The organism is Sanguibacter antarcticus (genome assembly GCF_002564005.1).
Taxonomy (GTDB): Bacteria; Actinomycetota; Actinomycetes; order Actinomycetales; family Cellulomonadaceae; genus Sanguibacter; species Sanguibacter antarcticus.
The window spans coordinates 409,542-426,513 of record NZ_PDJG01000001.1 but is presented as its reverse complement, the minus strand read 5'-3'; the positions used below and the strand labels follow the sequence as shown (position 1 = coordinate 426,513).

General features: G+C 71.2%; 15 protein-coding genes. 5 read left to right on the top strand and 10 right to left on the bottom strand.

From position 1 onward, the window contains the following. Positions 1–79: 79 nt before the first annotated feature. The 4 genes from ATL42_RS01910 to ATL42_RS01890 all read right to left on the bottom strand — a co-directional run bounded on the left by ATL42_RS01910 (position 80) and on the right by ATL42_RS01890 (position 3,497). A complete protein-coding gene (locus tag ATL42_RS01910; RefSeq protein WP_098453905.1) occupies positions 80–1,006 on the bottom strand; it encodes a cation diffusion facilitator family transporter in 927 nt (308 codons plus the stop codon). A 56-nt stretch (positions 1,007–1,062) separates the two neighbouring features. After that, positions 1,063–1,287 carry a Trm112 family protein gene (locus ATL42_RS01905; protein WP_098453904.1) on the bottom strand — a complete coding sequence of 75 codons (225 nt, stop codon included), beginning with the start codon at positions 1,285–1,287 and terminating at the stop codon, positions 1,063–1,065. Further along, the gene (locus tag ATL42_RS01900; RefSeq protein ID WP_098453903.1) at positions 1,284–2,843 is read right to left on the bottom strand and encodes a phosphomannomutase/phosphoglucomutase; all 1,560 of its coding nucleotides are present in this window, start codon (positions 2,841–2,843) and stop codon (positions 1,284–1,286) included. The genes ATL42_RS01905 and ATL42_RS01900 overlap by 4 nt, the downstream gene beginning before the upstream one ends. Positions 2,844–3,140: 297 nt before the next feature. Beyond that, a complete protein-coding gene (locus ATL42_RS01890) occupies positions 3,141–3,497 on the bottom strand; it encodes a DUF3499 domain-containing protein (protein WP_211281765.1) in 357 nt (118 codons plus the stop codon). 72 nt (positions 3,498–3,569) lie between these two features. On the opposite strand from ATL42_RS01890, the gene ATL42_RS01885 reads away from it, so the two are divergent. Next, a complete protein-coding gene (locus tag ATL42_RS01885; RefSeq protein WP_098453900.1) occupies positions 3,570–4,046 on the top strand; it encodes a metallopeptidase family protein in 477 nt (158 codons plus the stop codon). A gap of 29 nt (positions 4,047–4,075) precedes the next feature. On the opposite strand, the gene ATL42_RS01880 is transcribed toward ATL42_RS01885, so the two are convergent. The 3 genes from ATL42_RS01880 to ATL42_RS16625 form a co-directional block, all read right to left on the bottom strand. Continuing rightward, positions 4,076–5,884, bottom strand: coding sequence for a DUF5719 family protein (locus ATL42_RS01880; RefSeq protein WP_098453899.1), 1,809 nt, complete (start codon positions 5,882–5,884; stop codon positions 4,076–4,078). Continuing rightward, positions 5,881–9,258: a glycosyltransferase gene (locus ATL42_RS01875; RefSeq protein WP_169925315.1), complete on the bottom strand. Its 3,378-nt coding sequence runs from the start codon at positions 9,256–9,258 to the stop codon at positions 5,881–5,883. Before ATL42_RS01875 ends, ATL42_RS01880 begins: the two co-directional genes overlap by 4 nt. 89 nt (positions 9,259–9,347) lie before the next feature. Continuing rightward, positions 9,348–9,683 carry a WhiB family transcriptional regulator gene (locus ATL42_RS16625; protein ID WP_098453897.1) on the bottom strand — a complete coding sequence of 112 codons (336 nt, stop codon included), beginning with the start codon at positions 9,681–9,683 and terminating at the stop codon, positions 9,348–9,350. A gap of 251 nt (positions 9,684–9,934) precedes the next feature. On the opposite strand from ATL42_RS16625, the gene ATL42_RS01865 reads away from it, so the two are divergent. Continuing rightward, positions 9,935–10,753: a TIGR03089 family protein gene (locus ATL42_RS01865; RefSeq protein ID WP_098453896.1), complete on the top strand. Its 819-nt coding sequence runs from the start codon at positions 9,935–9,937 to the stop codon at positions 10,751–10,753. An 84-nt stretch (positions 10,754–10,837) separates the two neighbouring features. Here the strand turns inward: ATL42_RS01865 and ATL42_RS01860 are convergent, their stop codons facing one another. After that, positions 10,838–12,151 carry a UDP-glucose dehydrogenase family protein gene (locus tag ATL42_RS01860; RefSeq protein WP_098453895.1) on the bottom strand — a complete coding sequence of 438 codons (1,314 nt, stop codon included), beginning with the start codon at positions 12,149–12,151 and terminating at the stop codon, positions 10,838–10,840. A gap of 141 nt (positions 12,152–12,292) precedes the next feature. Between ATL42_RS01860 and ATL42_RS01855 the strand changes: the two genes are divergently transcribed. Continuing rightward, complete coding sequence (locus tag ATL42_RS01855) at positions 12,293–13,186, top strand: glycosyltransferase family 2 protein (protein ID WP_098453894.1); 894 nt, start codon at positions 12,293–12,295, stop codon at positions 13,184–13,186. Positions 13,187–13,220: 34 nt separating this feature from the next. Continuing rightward, positions 13,221–14,090 carry a glucose-1-phosphate thymidylyltransferase RfbA gene (rfbA, locus tag ATL42_RS01850; RefSeq protein WP_098453893.1) on the top strand — a complete coding sequence of 290 codons (870 nt, stop codon included), beginning with the start codon at positions 13,221–13,223 and terminating at the stop codon, positions 14,088–14,090. A gap of 56 nt (positions 14,091–14,146) precedes the next feature. Here rfbA and rfbD read toward each other — a convergent pair whose 3' ends face one another. Beyond that, complete coding sequence (rfbD, locus tag ATL42_RS01845) at positions 14,147–14,998, bottom strand: dTDP-4-dehydrorhamnose reductase (RefSeq protein WP_098453892.1); 852 nt, start codon at positions 14,996–14,998, stop codon at positions 14,147–14,149. 134 nt (positions 14,999–15,132) lie between these two features. Here rfbD and rfbC point away from each other — a divergent pair, with 134 nt between their 5' ends. After that, positions 15,133–15,753: a dTDP-4-dehydrorhamnose 3,5-epimerase gene (gene rfbC, locus ATL42_RS01840; protein WP_098453891.1), complete on the top strand. Its 621-nt coding sequence runs from the start codon at positions 15,133–15,135 to the stop codon at positions 15,751–15,753. Between the two features lie 25 nt (positions 15,754–15,778). Here rfbC and ATL42_RS01835 read toward each other — a convergent pair whose 3' ends face one another. Further along, the gene (locus ATL42_RS01835; RefSeq protein WP_098453890.1) at positions 15,779–16,903 is read right to left on the bottom strand and encodes a glycosyltransferase family 4 protein; all 1,125 of its coding nucleotides are present in this window, start codon (positions 16,901–16,903) and stop codon (positions 15,779–15,781) included. Between the last annotated feature and the right edge of the window lie 69 nt (positions 16,904–16,972).

The window sequence follows — 16,972 nt, the reverse complement described above, 5'->3', positions numbered from 1 at the left end:
ACCTGAACGAGCATCGCTGGCCGGGTCCCTCTTCATGGAGGGACCCGGCCAGCGGTGTCTGAGGCGTCGCACGGGCGGATCAGATGGTCGGAGCGACCGCGTCCCGGAGGTCCGGCTCGAGGTAGATGCGCTTGGCGATCGGCACAGCAGACCGCACCCGTGCCTCGGCCTCGTCGATCGCGTCCGCGATCTGGCCCGCGCCCTCACGGACGTCAACCTCGATCTTCGCGGCCACGAGCAGCTCCTCAGGGCCGAGGTGCAGGGTCTTGAGGTGGATGACGGACGGCACGCCCGGCCCGACGAGCGCCGCCTCGATGGCCGCGACCTGAACCTTGGTCGCCGACTCCCCCAGCAGGAGAGACTTCGTCTCGAGAGCGAGCACGATCGCGATGATGACGAGCAGCACGCCGATGCAGCCCGTCCCGGCCGCGTCCCAGCGCCCGTCACCGGTCACGAGGGTCAGGCTCACGCCGCCGAGGGCGAGGACCAGCCCGATGAGCGCACCGAAGTCCTCGAGGAGCACCACCGGCAGCTCGGGCGCCTTGGCGGTCCGCACGAACTGCACCCACGACTGCTTGCCGCGCACGAGGTTGGCCTCCACGACCGCGGTGCGGAAGGAGAAGCCCTCCATACCGATGGCAGCGACGAGCACGACGACGGGAACCCAGTGCCAGGACTCGATCCCGTGCGGGTCCGACCACTTGTGGTACGCCTCGTAGAGGGCGAAGAGACCACCGACGCTGAACAGGACGATCGAGACGATGAACGCGTAGATGTACCGCTCGCGGCCGTAGCCGAACGGGTGCCGGTCGTCTGCCTCGCGCCGAGCGCGCCTGCCCCCCAGCAGCAAGAGCGCCTGGTTGCCGGAGTCAGCCAGCGAGTGGACCGCCTCGGCGAGCATCGATGACGAGTGCGTGAGCAGATACGCGATGAACTTCGTGACCGCGATCCCGAGGTTCGCTACGAGAGCGGCGACGATCGCCTTGGACCCACCGTGGGCTGACATGCGTGCTCCAGGTCTGCAGAAGAGAGATCGAGCCGAGCGGAGGTGCCGCTCGGTCGTCAGAGACTCGACAGCACCCGTGCGTCGTCGACGAGGAGGACCGGGATGCCGTCGCGGACAGGGTACGCGAGCGCGCCCTGCTCGGCAGTGGAGTGCAGCTCGGCCTCACCGTTCGGGCCCCATCCGTCCACGAGCTCGGCGCCCGTCGCCGGGCAGCGCAGGATCGCCCGGACCCACGGGTCGATCGCGTGAAGAGGGCCACCGGCGGCCGTCGCGGCGCTCACGCGTTGTTCTCCGCGTCCGCTGCACGGACGAGGGCGAGCACGTCGTCGCGCACCTTGACCATGATGTCCTCGTCCGCGGCCTCGACGTTGAGCCGCAGGAGCGGCTCGGTGTTCGAGGCGCGCAGGTTGAACCACCACTGCGGGGTGGAGTCCCAGTGGGAGATCGTCAGGCCGTCGAGCTCGTCGACAGTGACCGGACCGGCGCCCTGCTTCTCCACATAGGCCTCGACGACACGTGCGCGCGCAGCGGGAACGTCGTCGACGCGAGAGTTCAGCTCACCGCTGGACGTGTACGGCTCGTAGACCTCGGCGAGCCCCGAGAGCGGGTGCGGCTGCTCTCCGAGGGCCGCGAGCACGTGGAGCGCAGCGAGCATGCCGGTGTCCGCGAAGAAGAAGTCACGGAAGTAGTAGTGCGCGCTGTGCTCGCCACCGAAGACCGCGTCGTGCTCGGCCATCTGCGCCTTGATGAACGAGTGGCCCACGCGGGTCCGGACGACACGTGCGCCTGCGGCACGCATGAGGTCCGGGACAGCAGCCGACGTGATGAGGTTGTGGATGATCGTCGGTGTCCGGCCGGCGGCCTGCTCGCGGGCGACCTCTCGCAGGCCGACGAGCGCCGTGATCGCTGACGGGCTCACCGGCTCGCCGCGCTCGTCGATGACGAAGCAGCGGTCCGCGTCGCCGTCGAACGCGATGCCGATGTCTGCGCCGTGCTCGACGACAGCAGCCTGGAGGTCGACGAGGTTCGCCGGCTCGAGCGGGTTGGCCTCGTGGTTGGGGAAGGAGCCGTCGAGCTCGAAGTAGAGCGGGACGATCTCGAGCGGGAGCTCCGGCAGCCCGGCGCCGGTGCCCAGGACTGCGGGGACGGTGTAGCCGCCCATCCCGTTGCCTGCGTCGACGACCACCTTGAGCGGTCGGATGCCGGAGATGTCGACGAGACCCCGCAGGAACGCGGCGTAGTCGGCGAGCATCGATCGCTCGGTGAGCTGGCCGAGCTGGGTCGCCGGACCGGGGAGGCCGTAGGTGAGGTACTGCTCGGCGAGCTCGCGCACCCGGGCGAGGCCGGTGTCTTGGCCCACCGGGCGTGCTGCGCTGCGGCAGAGCTTGATGCCGTTGTACTCGGCCGGGTTGTGGCTGGCCGTGAACATCGCGCCCGGAACACCGAGCGCGCCCGACGCGTAGTAGAGGCCGTCGGTGGAGCACAGCCCGATGAGGACGACGTCGATGCCAGCGGTGGTCAGCCCGCGGGCGAACGCACCGACGAGCTCGGGACCCGACTCGCGCATGTCGTGGCCGATGACGACACGGGGGCGCCCCGTGGAGACGGTGGACGCATCAGCGCCGGGGCCGTCGAGACCAGGAGGTGTCGCGTCGGCCGCGTCGCCCGCGTCGGGGATGACCACGACGGTCGCGAACGCGGCGCCGATCGCCTCGGCGACCGCGGGGCTGAAGGGCTCGGGGACGATGCCACGCACGTCGTAGGACTTGATGAGTGCCGAGAGGTCCCAGGGGGACGCGGGCGTGGCGCTCGTGACGTCAGAAGAGGTCGGTTCCATGCACCGAGCCTACTGTCCGTCGTGCCCTTCTTGCCCGAGGACCTCGCCGCGAGACAGCTCTCGACCGTCGTCGGACGCGAACCACCCGGAACGCTCACAGTCGTGGCAGGAGACGAAGATCGCAGCTGCACCTGCCGCGTTCGGCAGAGACAGCCTGGTCAGCGACGCAGACCCGCACGCGGGACACGTCTGTGGCCCGGTCACGTCCGGGCGTGGCTGGCTCAGCGAGCCGAGAGGTACGTCAGGTGCGGGCTCGGCGCGCCGTCGTCTCGCAGGCTTGCTGGGGCCTGCCATGCCTCAGCCGTCTCCCTTGAGGATGCGCAGGTGCCCGCGCCGGGCGACCTCACCGTGCTGGACGGGCTCAGGGTCGCTGAGGTGCTTCGGTCGGCCAGCCTCGCGCACGGCGTCGGCGAGCGCGACGAGGTCGTCTGGGGTCGGTCCCGCTTCGGCGAACGCGGGTGTCAGACGCACGACCTCCCAGCCCCGCGGGGCCGTCAGACGGTCGGAGTGGATCTCGCACAGGTCGTAGCTGTGCGGCTCAGCCATGTACGCCAGCGGGCCGAGGACAGCGGTCGAGTCCGAGTACACATAGGTGAGTGTGGCCACTGCGGCACGCGCGCAAGCGGTTCGGGAGCACTGACGGACTGATCTCACAAGAGATGACGGTACCGCCCGTGGCAAGGATCGCTGTACTCCCACGCCGGGTGCGCGGCTAGAGTTCGGACCATGGACGAGTCACTCACCCCGACCGGGCCCGGCGCTCTCGGGCCGTCCGCGCGCGCGCCGGTGCGCCGCAGCCGCCGAGACCGGCGCAGCCGCGGCCTGCGAGGTCCCTTCCTCCCGACGAACCTCCCGGCCTATCGCACCCGCGCCGAACGGTTCGACGAGCATGTCCTCGCCGTCGTCGAGCGCCTCGAGAAGTCGTGGGGCCGGGAGCTGGCGGGGACAGAGTTCGCTGTCGAGGACGTCCCGCCGTCTGATCCTTCGCCGTGGGAGCACGGCGGGGTGCCGATGGGACGGTACTTCCCCGCCGAGTCCGGCCAGCCTGGCCGGGTGCTCGTCTACCGGCGTCCGGTCGAGAGCCGTGCGTTCGACGCAGACGACCTCGCCGAGCTCGTGCGCGACGTCGTCGTGGAGCAGGTGGCGCACCTGCTCTCGCGGTCTCCGGAAGAGATCGACCCGCAGTTCCGCGACCACGGCTGAGGGCCGGGCGCCGAGAGGCGCTCGACGGGTCAGCCGGTCGGGAGCCCGACGGTCGGCGACCGCAGGACGAGGACCTCGGAGCCGCCGCTGTCCGGCCGCGCCGGCAGGATCACCGCGGTAGCACCGGAGACCCCGGTCGCCGAGACGAGGACCGACCAGTCGAGGGTGTACGGCGTCTCGCCGTCCGCCGGGTCGTCGGGGACGACCGCTGCTGCTGCGACGACCTCGCCGTCGGCGACGTCGGACAGGTCCACGGCCATCGTCTGGCCGGCCGCGAGCTCGACTGGCTTCGTGGCGAGGAGCTGACCGTCAGCGCCGTAGAGACGGATCTCGCCGCGCCGGACAGGGTCCCACGAGTCTGCGGACGCGCTGGTCGCCGGATCCGTGGGATCGTCGGGGGTCGCGTCGTCGTCAGGCGTCGCGTCGTCACCAGGGGTCGCGTCCTCGTCGGGCGGCAGGTCGTCGTCGGCCGCGTAGACGATGGGGACGTCCGCCGCGAAGGGGTCGTCGCCGTCGAGCCCCTCGGGCAGCGCTGTGAGGACCAGGACGCCCGTGGTGCGCACCGGGAGAGCGACGACTCTCGTCTCGTGCGTGTCGGCGTGCCGCGCGGGAACCCAGGCGCGGTCCTGGGGCGTCCCCACGAGACGCTGATCGGGGTCGGCGGTACCGGTCCGCACGGTCTGCGCCCCGGCGACGACCGGCACGTCCGACTGCACCACGACGCTGTAGCGTCCGGCAGGCAGCCCTGCGAGCGAGACGTCGGTGACCTCTCCGGGCACGAGGTCGACGGTCTCGGCCCCGCGCAGGATGTGCTGACCGTCGGCGCCGAGGACTCGGATCGCGGCGGTTCCGGCTGCGTCCCCCGGCACGAGAAGGCGCAGCGAGCCGACGCCTGCGTCGGTGACGTCCGAGGCCTCGACCTCGAGGCCGACGAGCGTCTGAGCGGTGGCAGGCTCGTCTCCGGGGACGACGAAGTCGACACCGCGGGGTGTCAGCCCGTCGAGGACGTTGTGCTGGAGGTACGCCGTGACGAGCGCACCCGTGGAGGTCACGTGCACCGCGATCCGCCGCTGCTCCGCTGCGAGCCCCTCGAGCAGGGTGGAGACCTGGCTCGAGGGGGGCACGAGGTAGGTGGCGGGCCCGGCGAGATCGAGCTCGCCACCAGCCCCCCACAGGGTGATGGTCACGGTCGCGGCCGTGCGGCTCGGGTTCTGCAGGACGAGTCGCGCGCTGGTCCCGAGGTCGGTGCTCCCGCCGACGAGCCACTGGCTGATGCCCGGGGTCTGGCACCCGGCTGCAGCGACTCCCTGGAGGTCGCCTGCGGCGGTGGCCGACGCCACGCTCGCCGCGACGAGCTGTGGCGCCCCGTCGGAAGCCGCCGCGTCGGTGTCCGTGGACGTCTTGAGGACGAGGGCCTCGTCGAGCTCGTCGATCGACCCCTGGGCGCTGGGCTGCGCGCCGTCGACGGTCTGCACCGCTGCAACGCTCTCGTCGTCAGCGCCGGAGAAGGGGGTGAGCGCTGCTGAGACACCGTCGCCCAGGACTGTCGTGCGCAGCGACGTCTGCGTCTCGACGGGAGTCGGGCTGAAGCCTTCGTCGTTCGTCGAGCCGGGGTCGGAGAGCGCGACCGGACCCGGGCACACGAGGGTGGTCGAGCGTGCGCCGAGCGCGACCGTCGTCCCCGTCTCGGCTGCTGCCGCGTCGTGGGTCACGAGGTCCGTGCTGAGGACGGTCACCGCCGCGGTCACGCCGAGGACGAGGACGATGGACGCGACGCGGCGCACCGCTGCACCTCGGGTGGACGCTGCGGGGCGTTTGCTGGTCGATCGGGCCTTCATCGCCCACCTCCACGTCGTCGTCTCACAGGCAGGGCGAGCAGTGCGAACACGACGAGGACGACGCCCTGCAGGACGATCCACGGTGTCCGGCTCGCACGCTCGTAGCCGACGACGAGATGCCCGCCCTCGCCTCCGAGCGCGAAGGCCTGGCGCGCACCGTCTTCGAGCGAGCGCAGCGGCACCCCGTCGAGCCGGGCCGTCCAGCCGGGTGCGGCGTTCTCGGCCAGGACGAGGACGCGGTCCGGTTCGCCGGGCGCCACCGTCGTGTCGACCGAGAGCCGACCGGCCTCGACCGCCTGCTCTACGACGAGCGCGCCGTCAGGATCAGGTGAGTAGATCCGCGCCCAGGCAGGCTGGACGGCCTCGGTGACCGCGTCGACGGGCATGACGCGCCAGATCGTCCCGGACTCGTTCTCGGTGATCCGCTGGAGCCCGACCACGGTGTCGATCCGGCCGACGAGCTGCGCGCGGGCGAGCTGGTCGGACGGCGGCACCAGGACCGCTCCGACGCCGAGCTCCGCGAGCGCACCCGCCTGGTCGCCCTCGACGCCGGAGGAGACCGCCGCGACGAGCTCTGCTGCGGGGTCGGCATGACCGGCCAGGTGCGTCACGTTGACGACCGTCGAGGAGTCGGTGAGCTGTGGTCCGTCCTCGTGAAGAAGCTGATAGGCGATCGACCCGTCGTCCGCGGTCTCGAGGACGAGCACCCGCGCCTGGCGTCCCGACGTCTGCAGCTGTTGGCCGACGGCCGGCACGATCGCACGGTCGAGCGACTGCAGGGCGACGGGTGAGTCGTCGCTCCGCGAGGCGCCGCCCCAGGCAGCGAGGCCGGCCAGCGGGACGAGCCCGATGACCAGGGCGAGCAGGCCGATCCCGAGCTGGCGCCACCCGAACGTGTGCGTCATCGCCTTCGCGGCGAGCCCGTCGATCCCCAGGGCTCCTGCACCGAGCAGGGCGAGCAGCAGGAGTGAGGACCCGGGCCCGGACCACCCGGTCACGGCCGAGGTGGTGCCGCCGTCGACGACGATCGCAGCAGAGAGCACCGCGGTGGCGAGACCGAGCGGGACGATGCACCACAAGACACGGGCCGCGGCGCCCCGCGCTCCGCTCCGGGCGAGACCGACGAGCGCTGTGACGAGCACGGTCGCCCCGAGCGCGTAGGGCGCGATCTCGCCGACGACACCCCACGCTCCGTCTGCGGTGAAGAACGACGACGGGACCGCCGGGAGGGCGAAGAGCTGCTGCCAGGGCTCTGCTGCGTCGGAGGCGAGCGGCAGCCCTGGGTCGCCGAAGAGGATGCGCCAGCCCCCGCTCGACCAGGTGGCGGCGGTGCGCACGAGGAGCGGCCCGACGATGACGAGCGCAGGCAGCGGGACGAACAGCACGTAACGGCGGTGGCGCGGCGCCACGACGAGGACCACGAGCATCGCCACGAGGCCAGGAAGGAGGAGGACGGGTGCGCCCGCGACGACGATCGCGAAGGTCAGACCCGCTGCACCGAGCGCGGCGACCGAACCGTGCGGACGCACGGGTCCTGCCGGTTGGGACCGCAGGCTCACCCGGCCCACGGGGATGCCTGAGGCGCCGCGGGCCTCAGCCCGCTGCGCGAGCCGTTCCTGCGTCTTCTCGCGCACCCGTTGCTCGGTGCGCTCGGCGGACCGCATCCGCAGCACGCCCCACGAGTCGGTGGCCTGGATCCCCAGCGCCCGTGCGAGCGACAGCGCGAACCACGGGAGCGTCGCGTGGGCGAGCACCGCGCCGAGGCGCCCGTCTCCCAGACCGACGAGCAGCGCCGGTGCCGCGACCCACACGAGGCCTGCCCAGAGACGGATGGGAACAGAGCGGGTCGCTGCGCCCGCGGCGAACCAGGCGCCTGCGCCCGCGAGCACGAGCATCGACACGAGCAGCACGTTCACGGCCAGTTGAAGATCTCCGCGGGCCAGGATCGTCGCCGGGGCGAGCGCGGTGAGCAGCGGGTCGGCAGGTGCGGACGCCCCGAGCCCGTCGCGGATCCACCCGCCGGTGATCGCCTGCCAGAGGTCGGCGAACCCACCGCTGGCGGGGAGCAGCGCACCGCCGACGATCCGTCCCCCGTCGACGAGCGTCCTGAGGACCGGACCGAGCGCGAGGACCGTCACGACGAGCGCGACGAGGAGCACGCCGCCCAGCCCGGCAGCGCGGTGCCGGGCAGCCGACCTGATCTCGGCACGGTCGAGCTCGTTCGGCGCGTGCGCCGCCTTGCGCAGCGCCGCCAGCGCGAGACGCCGGTCACGGTGCCCCTCGAGCACGTCCCGCGTGGTCGCCATGAGCGGGACCAGCAGGCTCCGGGGAGCGACAGAGGTCGCGGCCGCCGAGCGTCGGGCACCGATGATCTTCCCGGTCCGGGCCAGCAGCCACAGCGGGCTCCACAGCTCGTCGACGGCGTGACCGGGCTGCTTGACCGCGATCCGGTACAGGGCCCGGACCGGGCCCGCCAGGACGGAGCCGACGAGGAAGAACGGGAGGAGCCAGACGCGGATGCTCGTCCCGAGAAAGTACAGCTGCGAGCGCAGCCGTGCACCGAACGTCGGATCGACCGCGTCCGTCTGGTCCTCGGCGGCAGGCAGCGCGTCAGGAGCGTCGTCATCGGTCGGCACCGCGTCGCGCAGCCCGGAGAGGCCTGCCTGCGCGTGCAGCACGATCGCGCGCGGGACGACGACGACCCGGTGACCGGCCAGGCGCGCGCGCCTGCACAGGTCGAGACCGTCGCCGAAGCTGCCGTACACCGGGTCCGTGCCACCGAGGTCGTCCCAGACGCTGCGACGCACGAGCGCACCGGCGAGGCCGACGGCGAGCACGTCCTCGCGCGAGTCGTGCTGGCCCTGGTCGAGCTCTCCTGGCTCGACGCCCGTCATGCGGCGGCCGCTGCGGGAGACCGTGTACCCGACCTCGACGAGCTCGTCGGGCGCGTGCCACCGGACCTGCTTGGACCCGGCGATCGCGACAGACGAGGTGTGCTCGAGCGCGCGGACGAGGTGGTGCAGGGCCTGCGGCTCGGGGGCGGAGTCGTCGTGGAGCAACCACATCCACGGGGTCGTCGCCGACCTGCCCACGACGTCGAGCGCGTCGGTGATCGCTGCACCGAAGGTTCGGGCTCCCGGCGCGCGGACGAGAGTCACGCGGTCCGCCACCTCCGCGGAGAGCGTCGCCGAGGAGTCGGTCGACACGTCGACGACCACCACCCCGGCAGGCTCGACCGTCGAGGCGAAGACGGCATCGAGGGAGTGCGACAGGTACGGCGTCGAGCCACGGGTCACGAGGATCGCGGTCACGAACGCGGCGCGGGTGCGCTCAGCGAGCGGGTGCGCGGCAGGGGTCAGGTCAGAGGAAGTCATACCGTCGTCCATAGTGCATCACCGGGTGCGCGATCGCTGCCATGCGGACATGCAGGGCGAGTCGCCGCCGGGAACAGCGGACGAAAGGCTCAGATCGCGCGACGCTTGAGCTTGCGACGCTCGCGCTCGGAGAGGCCGCCCCAGATGCCGAACCGCTCGTCGTGCTCGAGGGCGTACTCGAGGCACTCGACGCGGACCTCGCAGCTGACGCAGACCTTCTTCGCCTCGCGGGTGGAGCCGCCCTTCTCAGGGAAGAACGCTTCAGGGTCGGTCTGGGCGCAGAGCGAGCGCTCCTGCCAGCCCATCGTCTCGTCGTCATCCGTCGTGCCGAACAGCGGGAGGATCGTCGCGCCCGTCTCGGGGACCTCGACTGAACGTCCCGCATCCGACGGAAATGCCCCGTCTTCGTCGAGCAAGTTCCACATGTCGTTCCCCGTTCTGTGCCGTTAGAAGATATTGCGTCTCACACCAGCTCGACGCCCGACGGGCGTCCGGATCTTCACTGACCTGCACAACTTCTGCACTGGTTCACGTCCGCAACCGACACCTGAAATTACACGCGTGTCATCTTCACGAGTCAAGCGGGCTTGTGCTATTTAATCCCCTCTGAGCGGGTGAAAACTGCCGAACGGTCCCGATCTCCACCGGGTGTCTACGCAGTGTCTACGCTGACCTCATGCCTGCAACGATTCACGACATCCTGCGCACACTCACCGCCGACCCGGGGCGTCCCCGACTCACCTGGTACGGGCCCGACGGAGAGCGGATCGAGCTCTCCGGCGCCGTCCTCGCCAACTGGGTGTCCAAGACGACGAACCTGCTCGCCGAGGAGCTGGACGCCGAGCCGGGCACGGTCGTCGCACTCGACCTCCCTCCCCACTGGCGCACCCTCGTGTGGGCGCTCTCGGCATGGCAGGCGGGCGCCGAGGTAGACGTCGTCGACGGGCAGGGCACGTCGAGCGAGCGTCCGGCCGACGTCGTCGTGACCGCGACCCCTGGAGCCTGGCTCGGGCCCGACGGCCGACGGCCGGCCCGTGGAGACCTCGTCGTCGTGTCCTTGCCGGCGCTCGCCCGCCGGTACGACGGCGACCTGCCCGCAGGAGCGATCGACGCGGCCTCTGCCGTCATGACGTACGCCGACACGCTCGGGTACGTCACCCCCACGGACCCCGGGTCCGCCGCGCTGACCGCACCGCGTGCCGACGGCTCGGCCCTGCACGTCACCCACGCAGACCTGCTCCCCTGGGCTCTCGAGGACACCCTCGAGAGCGACGCTGCGCCGCACGGGGACGAGGCCGGACCGACACCGGCTCGATCCCTCGTCCGAACGACCGACGGCGCGATCGGGACCGCTGCGCTGCTGCGGACGAGCCTGCGCACGTGGAGCGCCGACGGATCCGTCGTGGTGCTCGCTCAGGACACCGCGCGCGCGATCGACGCCGACCCTGACCGGCTGGCACGCCTCGTCGCGACAGAACGCATCACGCACGCGTGACCGAGACAGACTGACAGCGCCCCACGCACAGCGCCGCCCGCCCTGTCGGGCGGGCGGCGCGTCAGGCCACGATCGTCAGAGGGGTCAGGGGCGCCCGAGGGCCCGGTACGTCCACCCTGCCTCGCGCCACGCCTCCGGCACGAGAGCGTTGCGGCCGTCGAGCACGGCGCGCGTCCCGACCAGGGCCCCGACCTGCTCGGGGTCGAGGTCTCGGTACTGCTTCCACTCGGTGAGCAGGAGGACTGCGTCCGCTCCGGTGACCGCCTCGTCCACCGTCTGCACGTAGTCGAGCTCCGGGTGCCGTGCGCGTGCGTTCTCCATGCCTTCCGGGTCGGTCACCCGGACATGGGCCCCGAGGACGGCGAGCCTCGCCGCGACGTCGAGCGCCGGAGAGTCGCGCACGTCGTCGCTGTTCGGCTTGAACGTCACCCCGAGGACGGCGATCGACACACCATCGACGCTGCCCCCGCTCACCTCGAGCGCCAGGTCGACCATCCGGGCCCGGCGCCGCGCGTTGATCGCGTCGACCTCGTGCAGGAACGAGACGGCCTGGTCCGCGCCGAGCTCGCCCGCCCGCGCCATGAACGCCCGGATGTCCTTCGGCAGGCACCCGCCACCGAACCCGAGGCCGGCGTTGAGGAACCGTCGACCGATCCGCTCGTCGTGGCCGATCGCGTCCGCCAGCTGTGTGACGTCCGCGCCCGTCACCTCGCAGAGCTCGGCCATCGCGTTGATGAAGGAGATCTTCGTGGCCAAGAACGAGTTGGCGGCCACCTTCACGAGCTCCGCGGTCGCGTAGTCCGTGACGATGCGCGGTGTCCCGGCTGCGAGCGCGGTCGCGTAGACCTCGTCGAGCAGCGCCTGGACGCGCGCCCCGCTCTCTCCCGCCGGGACCCCGTAGACGAAGCGGTCCGGGGTGAGCGTGTCCTTCACGGCGTACCCCTCGCGGAGGAACTCCGGGTTCCAGGCGAGCGTCGCGCCCGGGACAGCGTCCTCGACCTGCGCGGCGAGCCGACCGGCGGTGCCCACCGGCACCGTCGACTTGCCGACCACCAGGTCGCCGTCGCCCAGGTGCGGAAGGAGCGCCGTGACCGCGGCGTCGACGTACGTGAGGTCCGCTGCCAGGCTGTCGCGCTTCTGCGGCGTCCCCACGCAGACGAAGTGCACGCGCGCGCCGCTGACGGCCGCGACGTCGGTGGAGAACGTCAGCCGTCCCGTCGCGAGCGCCTGCGCCAAGAGATCAGCGAGCTCTGGTTCGAAGAAGGGCGCCTCGCCCCGCGAGAGCGCCTCGATCTTCCGGGCGTCCACGTCGACCCCCACCACCTCGTGCCCCAGAGTCACCATGCACGCAGCATGGACAGCACCGAGATAGCCACAACCGATCACTGACATACGCACAGTTTTTTCCTCTCGACCACGGTTCGATCACACTACCCAACGCGAGGCGTCCCCCAGAGCAACGACGCGAAGCGGCTGGTCACGCCCACGACCGCACCGGGTGAAGAGCACCTGCGCCAACCCGACTAGTCTGAGCGGACCATGAGCACATCTCCTGCAGCGGACCCGCTGGCACCCGTCCTCGTCGTCTGTGTCGTCTTCAATCCCGGACCCGAGCTCGAGGCCTTCGGCACGTCTCTCGCGACGGCGACCGACCGTCCGGTCGATCTCGTCATCGTCAACAACGGCGACCCGAGCGAGCGTGCCGACGCGGTCGCCGCCATGCACGGCGGTGTGGTCCTCGACGGTGGCGGGAACGTCGGGTACGGCGCCGCCGCGAACGTCGGCCTGCGCACGAGCAGCTCACCCTGGGCTGTCGTCGCCAACCCGGACCTCGTCTGGTCTCCCGGTTCGCTCGACGCCCTCGTGGCGGTCGGCGACCTCCACCCCGAGGCTGGCTCGCTCGGCCCCACCCTGCTCAACGTCGACGGCACCGTCTACCCCTCGGCGCGCGCCGTCCCGTCGCTGCGGCAAGGACTCGGCCACGCTGTCCTCGGGCGGGTCTGGCGGGGGAACCCGTGGACCGTCGGCTACAAGCAGGCGCAAGAAGACTCGAGCCTCACCGCCCGCCCAGCCGGATGGTTGTCAGGGGCTTGCCTGCTGCTGCGCAGGGATGCACTCTCCGACGTCGGCGGTTTCGACGAGACGTTCTTCATGTTCTTCGAGGACCTCGACCTGGGCGAGCGCCTCCGTGACGCCGGCTGGATCAACCTCTACGTGCCCGAGGTCCGCATCACCCACGTCCAGGGCGTCTCGTGGAAGGCCAAGCCCGAGAGGATGATCCGCGCGCACCACACGAGCGCTCGCACGTATCTCCACCGGCGCTACCACCAGTGGTACCTGTGGCCGCTGCGTGCCGCGATCAGCGGCGGGCTCGCTGTCCGCGAACGTCACGAGGTCCGTCAGTCCCGCTCCGCAGCGACGCCTCCCGCTTAGGCCTGCGCCCCAAAGTGGGGCACACTGTTGTCCCATGCGCGGAATCATCTTGGCCGGCGGGTCCGGCACTCGTCTCCACCCGATCACCCTTGGCGTGAGCAAGCAGCTCGTCCCGGTCTACGACAAGCCGATGATCTACTACCCGCTCTCGACCCTCATCGCTGCGGGCATCCGCGACGTCCTCATCATCACGACGCCGCACGACGCCGAGCAGTTCCACCGGCTCCTGGGCGACGGCAGCCAGTTCGGCATCTCCATCCAGTACACGGTGCAGGCCGAGCCGAACGGGCTCGCGCAGGCATTCGTGCTGGGCGCCGACTTCATCGGTGACGAGAGCGTCGCGCTCGTCCTCGGCGACAACATCTTCTACGGGCCCGGCCTCGGTGCCAAGCTCTCGCGGTTCAGCGACATCGAGGGTGGCGCCGTCTTCGCCTACCGCGTCGCTGACCCGACCGCCTACGGTGTCGTCGAGTTCGACGAGAACGGGATCGCGCTCTCCCTCGAGGAGAAGCCGACCGAGCCCAAGAGCAACTTCGCGGTTCCCGGCCTGTACTTCTACGACAACGACGTCGTCGCCATCGCACGCGACCTCAAGCCCTCAGCGCGCGGCGAGTACGAGATCACCGACGTGAACCGGGTCTACCTCGAGCAAGGACGCCTGCAGGTCGAGGTCCTCCCTCGTGGCACGGCATGGCTCGACACCGGGACGTTCGACTCGCTCGTCGAGGCGTCGGACTACGTCAAGACCATCGAGCACCGGCAGGGCCTCAAGGTCGGCGCACCTGAGGAGCTCGCCTGGCGTCAGGGCTTCCTCTCCGACGACGAGCTCCGCGCCCGCGCCGAGACCCTCGTGAAGTCCGGCTACGGCACGTACCTCCTCGGGCTGCTCGAGACCGAGCGCTGACGACGCTGGGGGTGGCGGACGCCGTAGCGTCTGGCACCCCCAGCGGAACCGTTCTTCTAGCCGAGCGAGAGCACGGTCGGCGCCGCAGCGTCCCACCGCTCTGCCCAGTCGCCGATCGGCTCGACGCCGATCGCCCGCAGCGCCTCGTGACCGAGGACCGAGTAGGCGGGACGCGGCGCAGGGCGGACGAACTCCGCGCTCGTCGTCGGCTGGATCGCTTCTGCTGCGTGCCCCGCGGACACGACCGACGCCTGCGCGAAGCCGTACCACGAGGTCTGCCCGGACGACGTGCCGTGGTAGGTGCCCGAGGGCGCCTTCGCCTCGACCAGGCGGACGATGAGGTCCCCGAGGTCGACCGTCCACGTGGGCTGCCCCACCTGGTCGGCGACGACCGTCAACGAGTCGCGGTCAGCGAGCAGCCTGACCATCGTCTTCGGGAAGCATGCGCCCTGCGCCCCGTACAGCCAGGCCGTGCGCACCACCAGGTAGTCGTCGGTCTCCGCACGGACAGCCCACTCGCCTGCACCCTTGGTCCGGCCGTAGGCCGACTTCGGCGCGAGCGGCGCGTCCTCGCGATACGGCTCCTGCGCATCGCCCGCGAAGACGTAGTCGGTCGAGACCTGCACCAGACGCGCACCCGCAGCCTTGGCCGCACGCGCGAGGTTCTGCGCACCGACGGCGTTGACCGCGAAGGCTGCACCCTCCTGCGTCTCGGCATCGTCGACGGCCGTCCAGGCCGCGCAGTTCACCACGACGTCGAAGCCCGCGACGCCTGCCGCGGCGCTCGCCGGGTCCGTGATGTCGACCTCCGTGCGGTCGACACCACGCACGTCGTACCCACGGTCACCGACCAGCCGGACGAGATCCTGACCGAGCATGCCGTTCGCACCCACCACCAACCAGCGCACAAGTCTCCTTCAGTCTGTGCGGGGCGGCTGCTGTGCCCCCCGTCGCGCGCCCAACTGTAGTAGACCGCACTAGCATTGCCCCCGGGACGGTGGCCTCCTGCCCCTCCCTGCTGTCAACAGAAGGAGTTGCCGACGTGGAGTATCGCGAGCTGTCCGTCCCCGGGGCGTGGGAGATCACGCCGAAGCAGTTCGGAGACCCGCGAGGCGTGTTCCTCGAGTGGTTCAAGGCGGAGAAGTTCGAGGAGGCGCTCGGGCACCCCCTCGACCTCCAGCAGGCGAACTGCTCCGTGTCGTCTGCCGGCGTTCTCCGGGGCATCCACTTCGCCGACACCCCTCCGGGGCAGGCCAAGTACGTCACCTGCGCCAAGGGCGCGGTGCTCGACGTCGTCGTGGACGTCCGCGTCGGCTCGCCCACCTTCGGGCAGTGGGACTCGGTGCTGCTCGACGACACCGACCGTCGTGCGATCTACCTCGGCGAGGGACTCGGTCACGCGTTCATGGCGCTCGAGGACGACTCGACGGTGATGTACCTGTGCTCGACCGGCTACTCGCCGGGACGCGAGCACGGGATCCACCCGCTCGATCCCGAGGTCGGCATCGAGTGGCCGACGACCGCCCGCGACGGCTCGCCGCTCGCCCCGCTGCTCTCCGACAAGGACGTCGCGGCTCCGAGCCTCTCCGAGGCTGTCGCGAGCAGCCTCCTGCCGACGCTCGAGCAGGTCGACGCGCACCTCGCGTCTCTTCGCAACCGCTGACCCGCGGGCGCGCCGGGCCTGCACCTCAGGCCCGGCGCACCGCCCGCTCGTATGCCTCGACGTGCGCGCGGGCAGCCTCTGCCCAGGTGAACTGCTCAGCGCGGACGACGGCCGCGCGCGCGAGGTCGGCGCGCCGCTCGGAGTCGTCGAGGAGCTCGCCCAGCTCGTGGGCGATCGAATCCTCGTCGGTCCCGCAGTAGGCGACCGCGTCGCCGCCCACCTCCGGGAGCGAGAGCTCACGGGTCGTGAGCACCGCAGCGCCGCACGCCATCGCCTCGAGCACCGGGAGGCCGAACCCCTCTCCGAGGCTGGGGTACGCGAGGACCTGGGCGCCGCCGAGGAACCCAGGTAGGTCGTCGAGCGGAAGATATCCGACCCGTCGCACCGTCAGCCGCGGGGGAACCGACTCGATCGTCGCGTCGATCTGGGTGTCCCATCCGCGTCCGCCGGCAAGGACCAGCGCTGGTGGCGCGTCGCGCCCGTCGCACGCCCTCACCCACGCGCGCACGAGCGCGGGGACGTTCTTCCTCGGCTCCAGGGTGCCGAGGAAGCCGACGTAGTCCGCGTCGCCGATGCCGAGGGTCGTGCGTACCCGCGCCTGCTCGTCCGGCGACGTCGCGTGGAACCTCTCGTGGTCGACACCGTGGTGTGCGACGACGAAGCGGGCGGGATCCGCGTCCGCCTCCCGGACGACCTCGTCCCGGGTGGCGCGCGACGGGACCACGACGGTCCGCGCGCGTCGCACAGCCATGCGCGTCGCGGCACGGAAGAAGACGGCCTTCGACCGCAGGTGCAGCTCGGGTGTCGTGAAGAACGTCGCGTCGTGGAGCGTCACCACCACGGGCACACCAGCGACGAGCGGGAGCGTGTAGTGCGGGCAGTGCAGGACGTCCGGGCGCACAGACCGCACCAGGGCCGGGAGACCGACCTGCTCCCAGACCAGGCGCGCCGCCCGCCGCTCGGTGGCGCCTGGCGCAGCGACGATCGTGGCGAGCGGCACGAGCTCCCGGTAGTGCTCGACGTCACGGCGCTGGACCGCCATGACGAGGTCGACGCCCGCCCGGACGAGCTCAGGCACGAGGTCGTCGACATACCGTCCTACGCCCCCCCGGTCGGCGGGAACAGCGGTGGCATCGAGCAGCACACGCATGGGTCTCAACTTCCTGGATGACGGTCTGGTAACACCTGGCGGCAGTTCCGAGAGATGCACTGTGTCCGG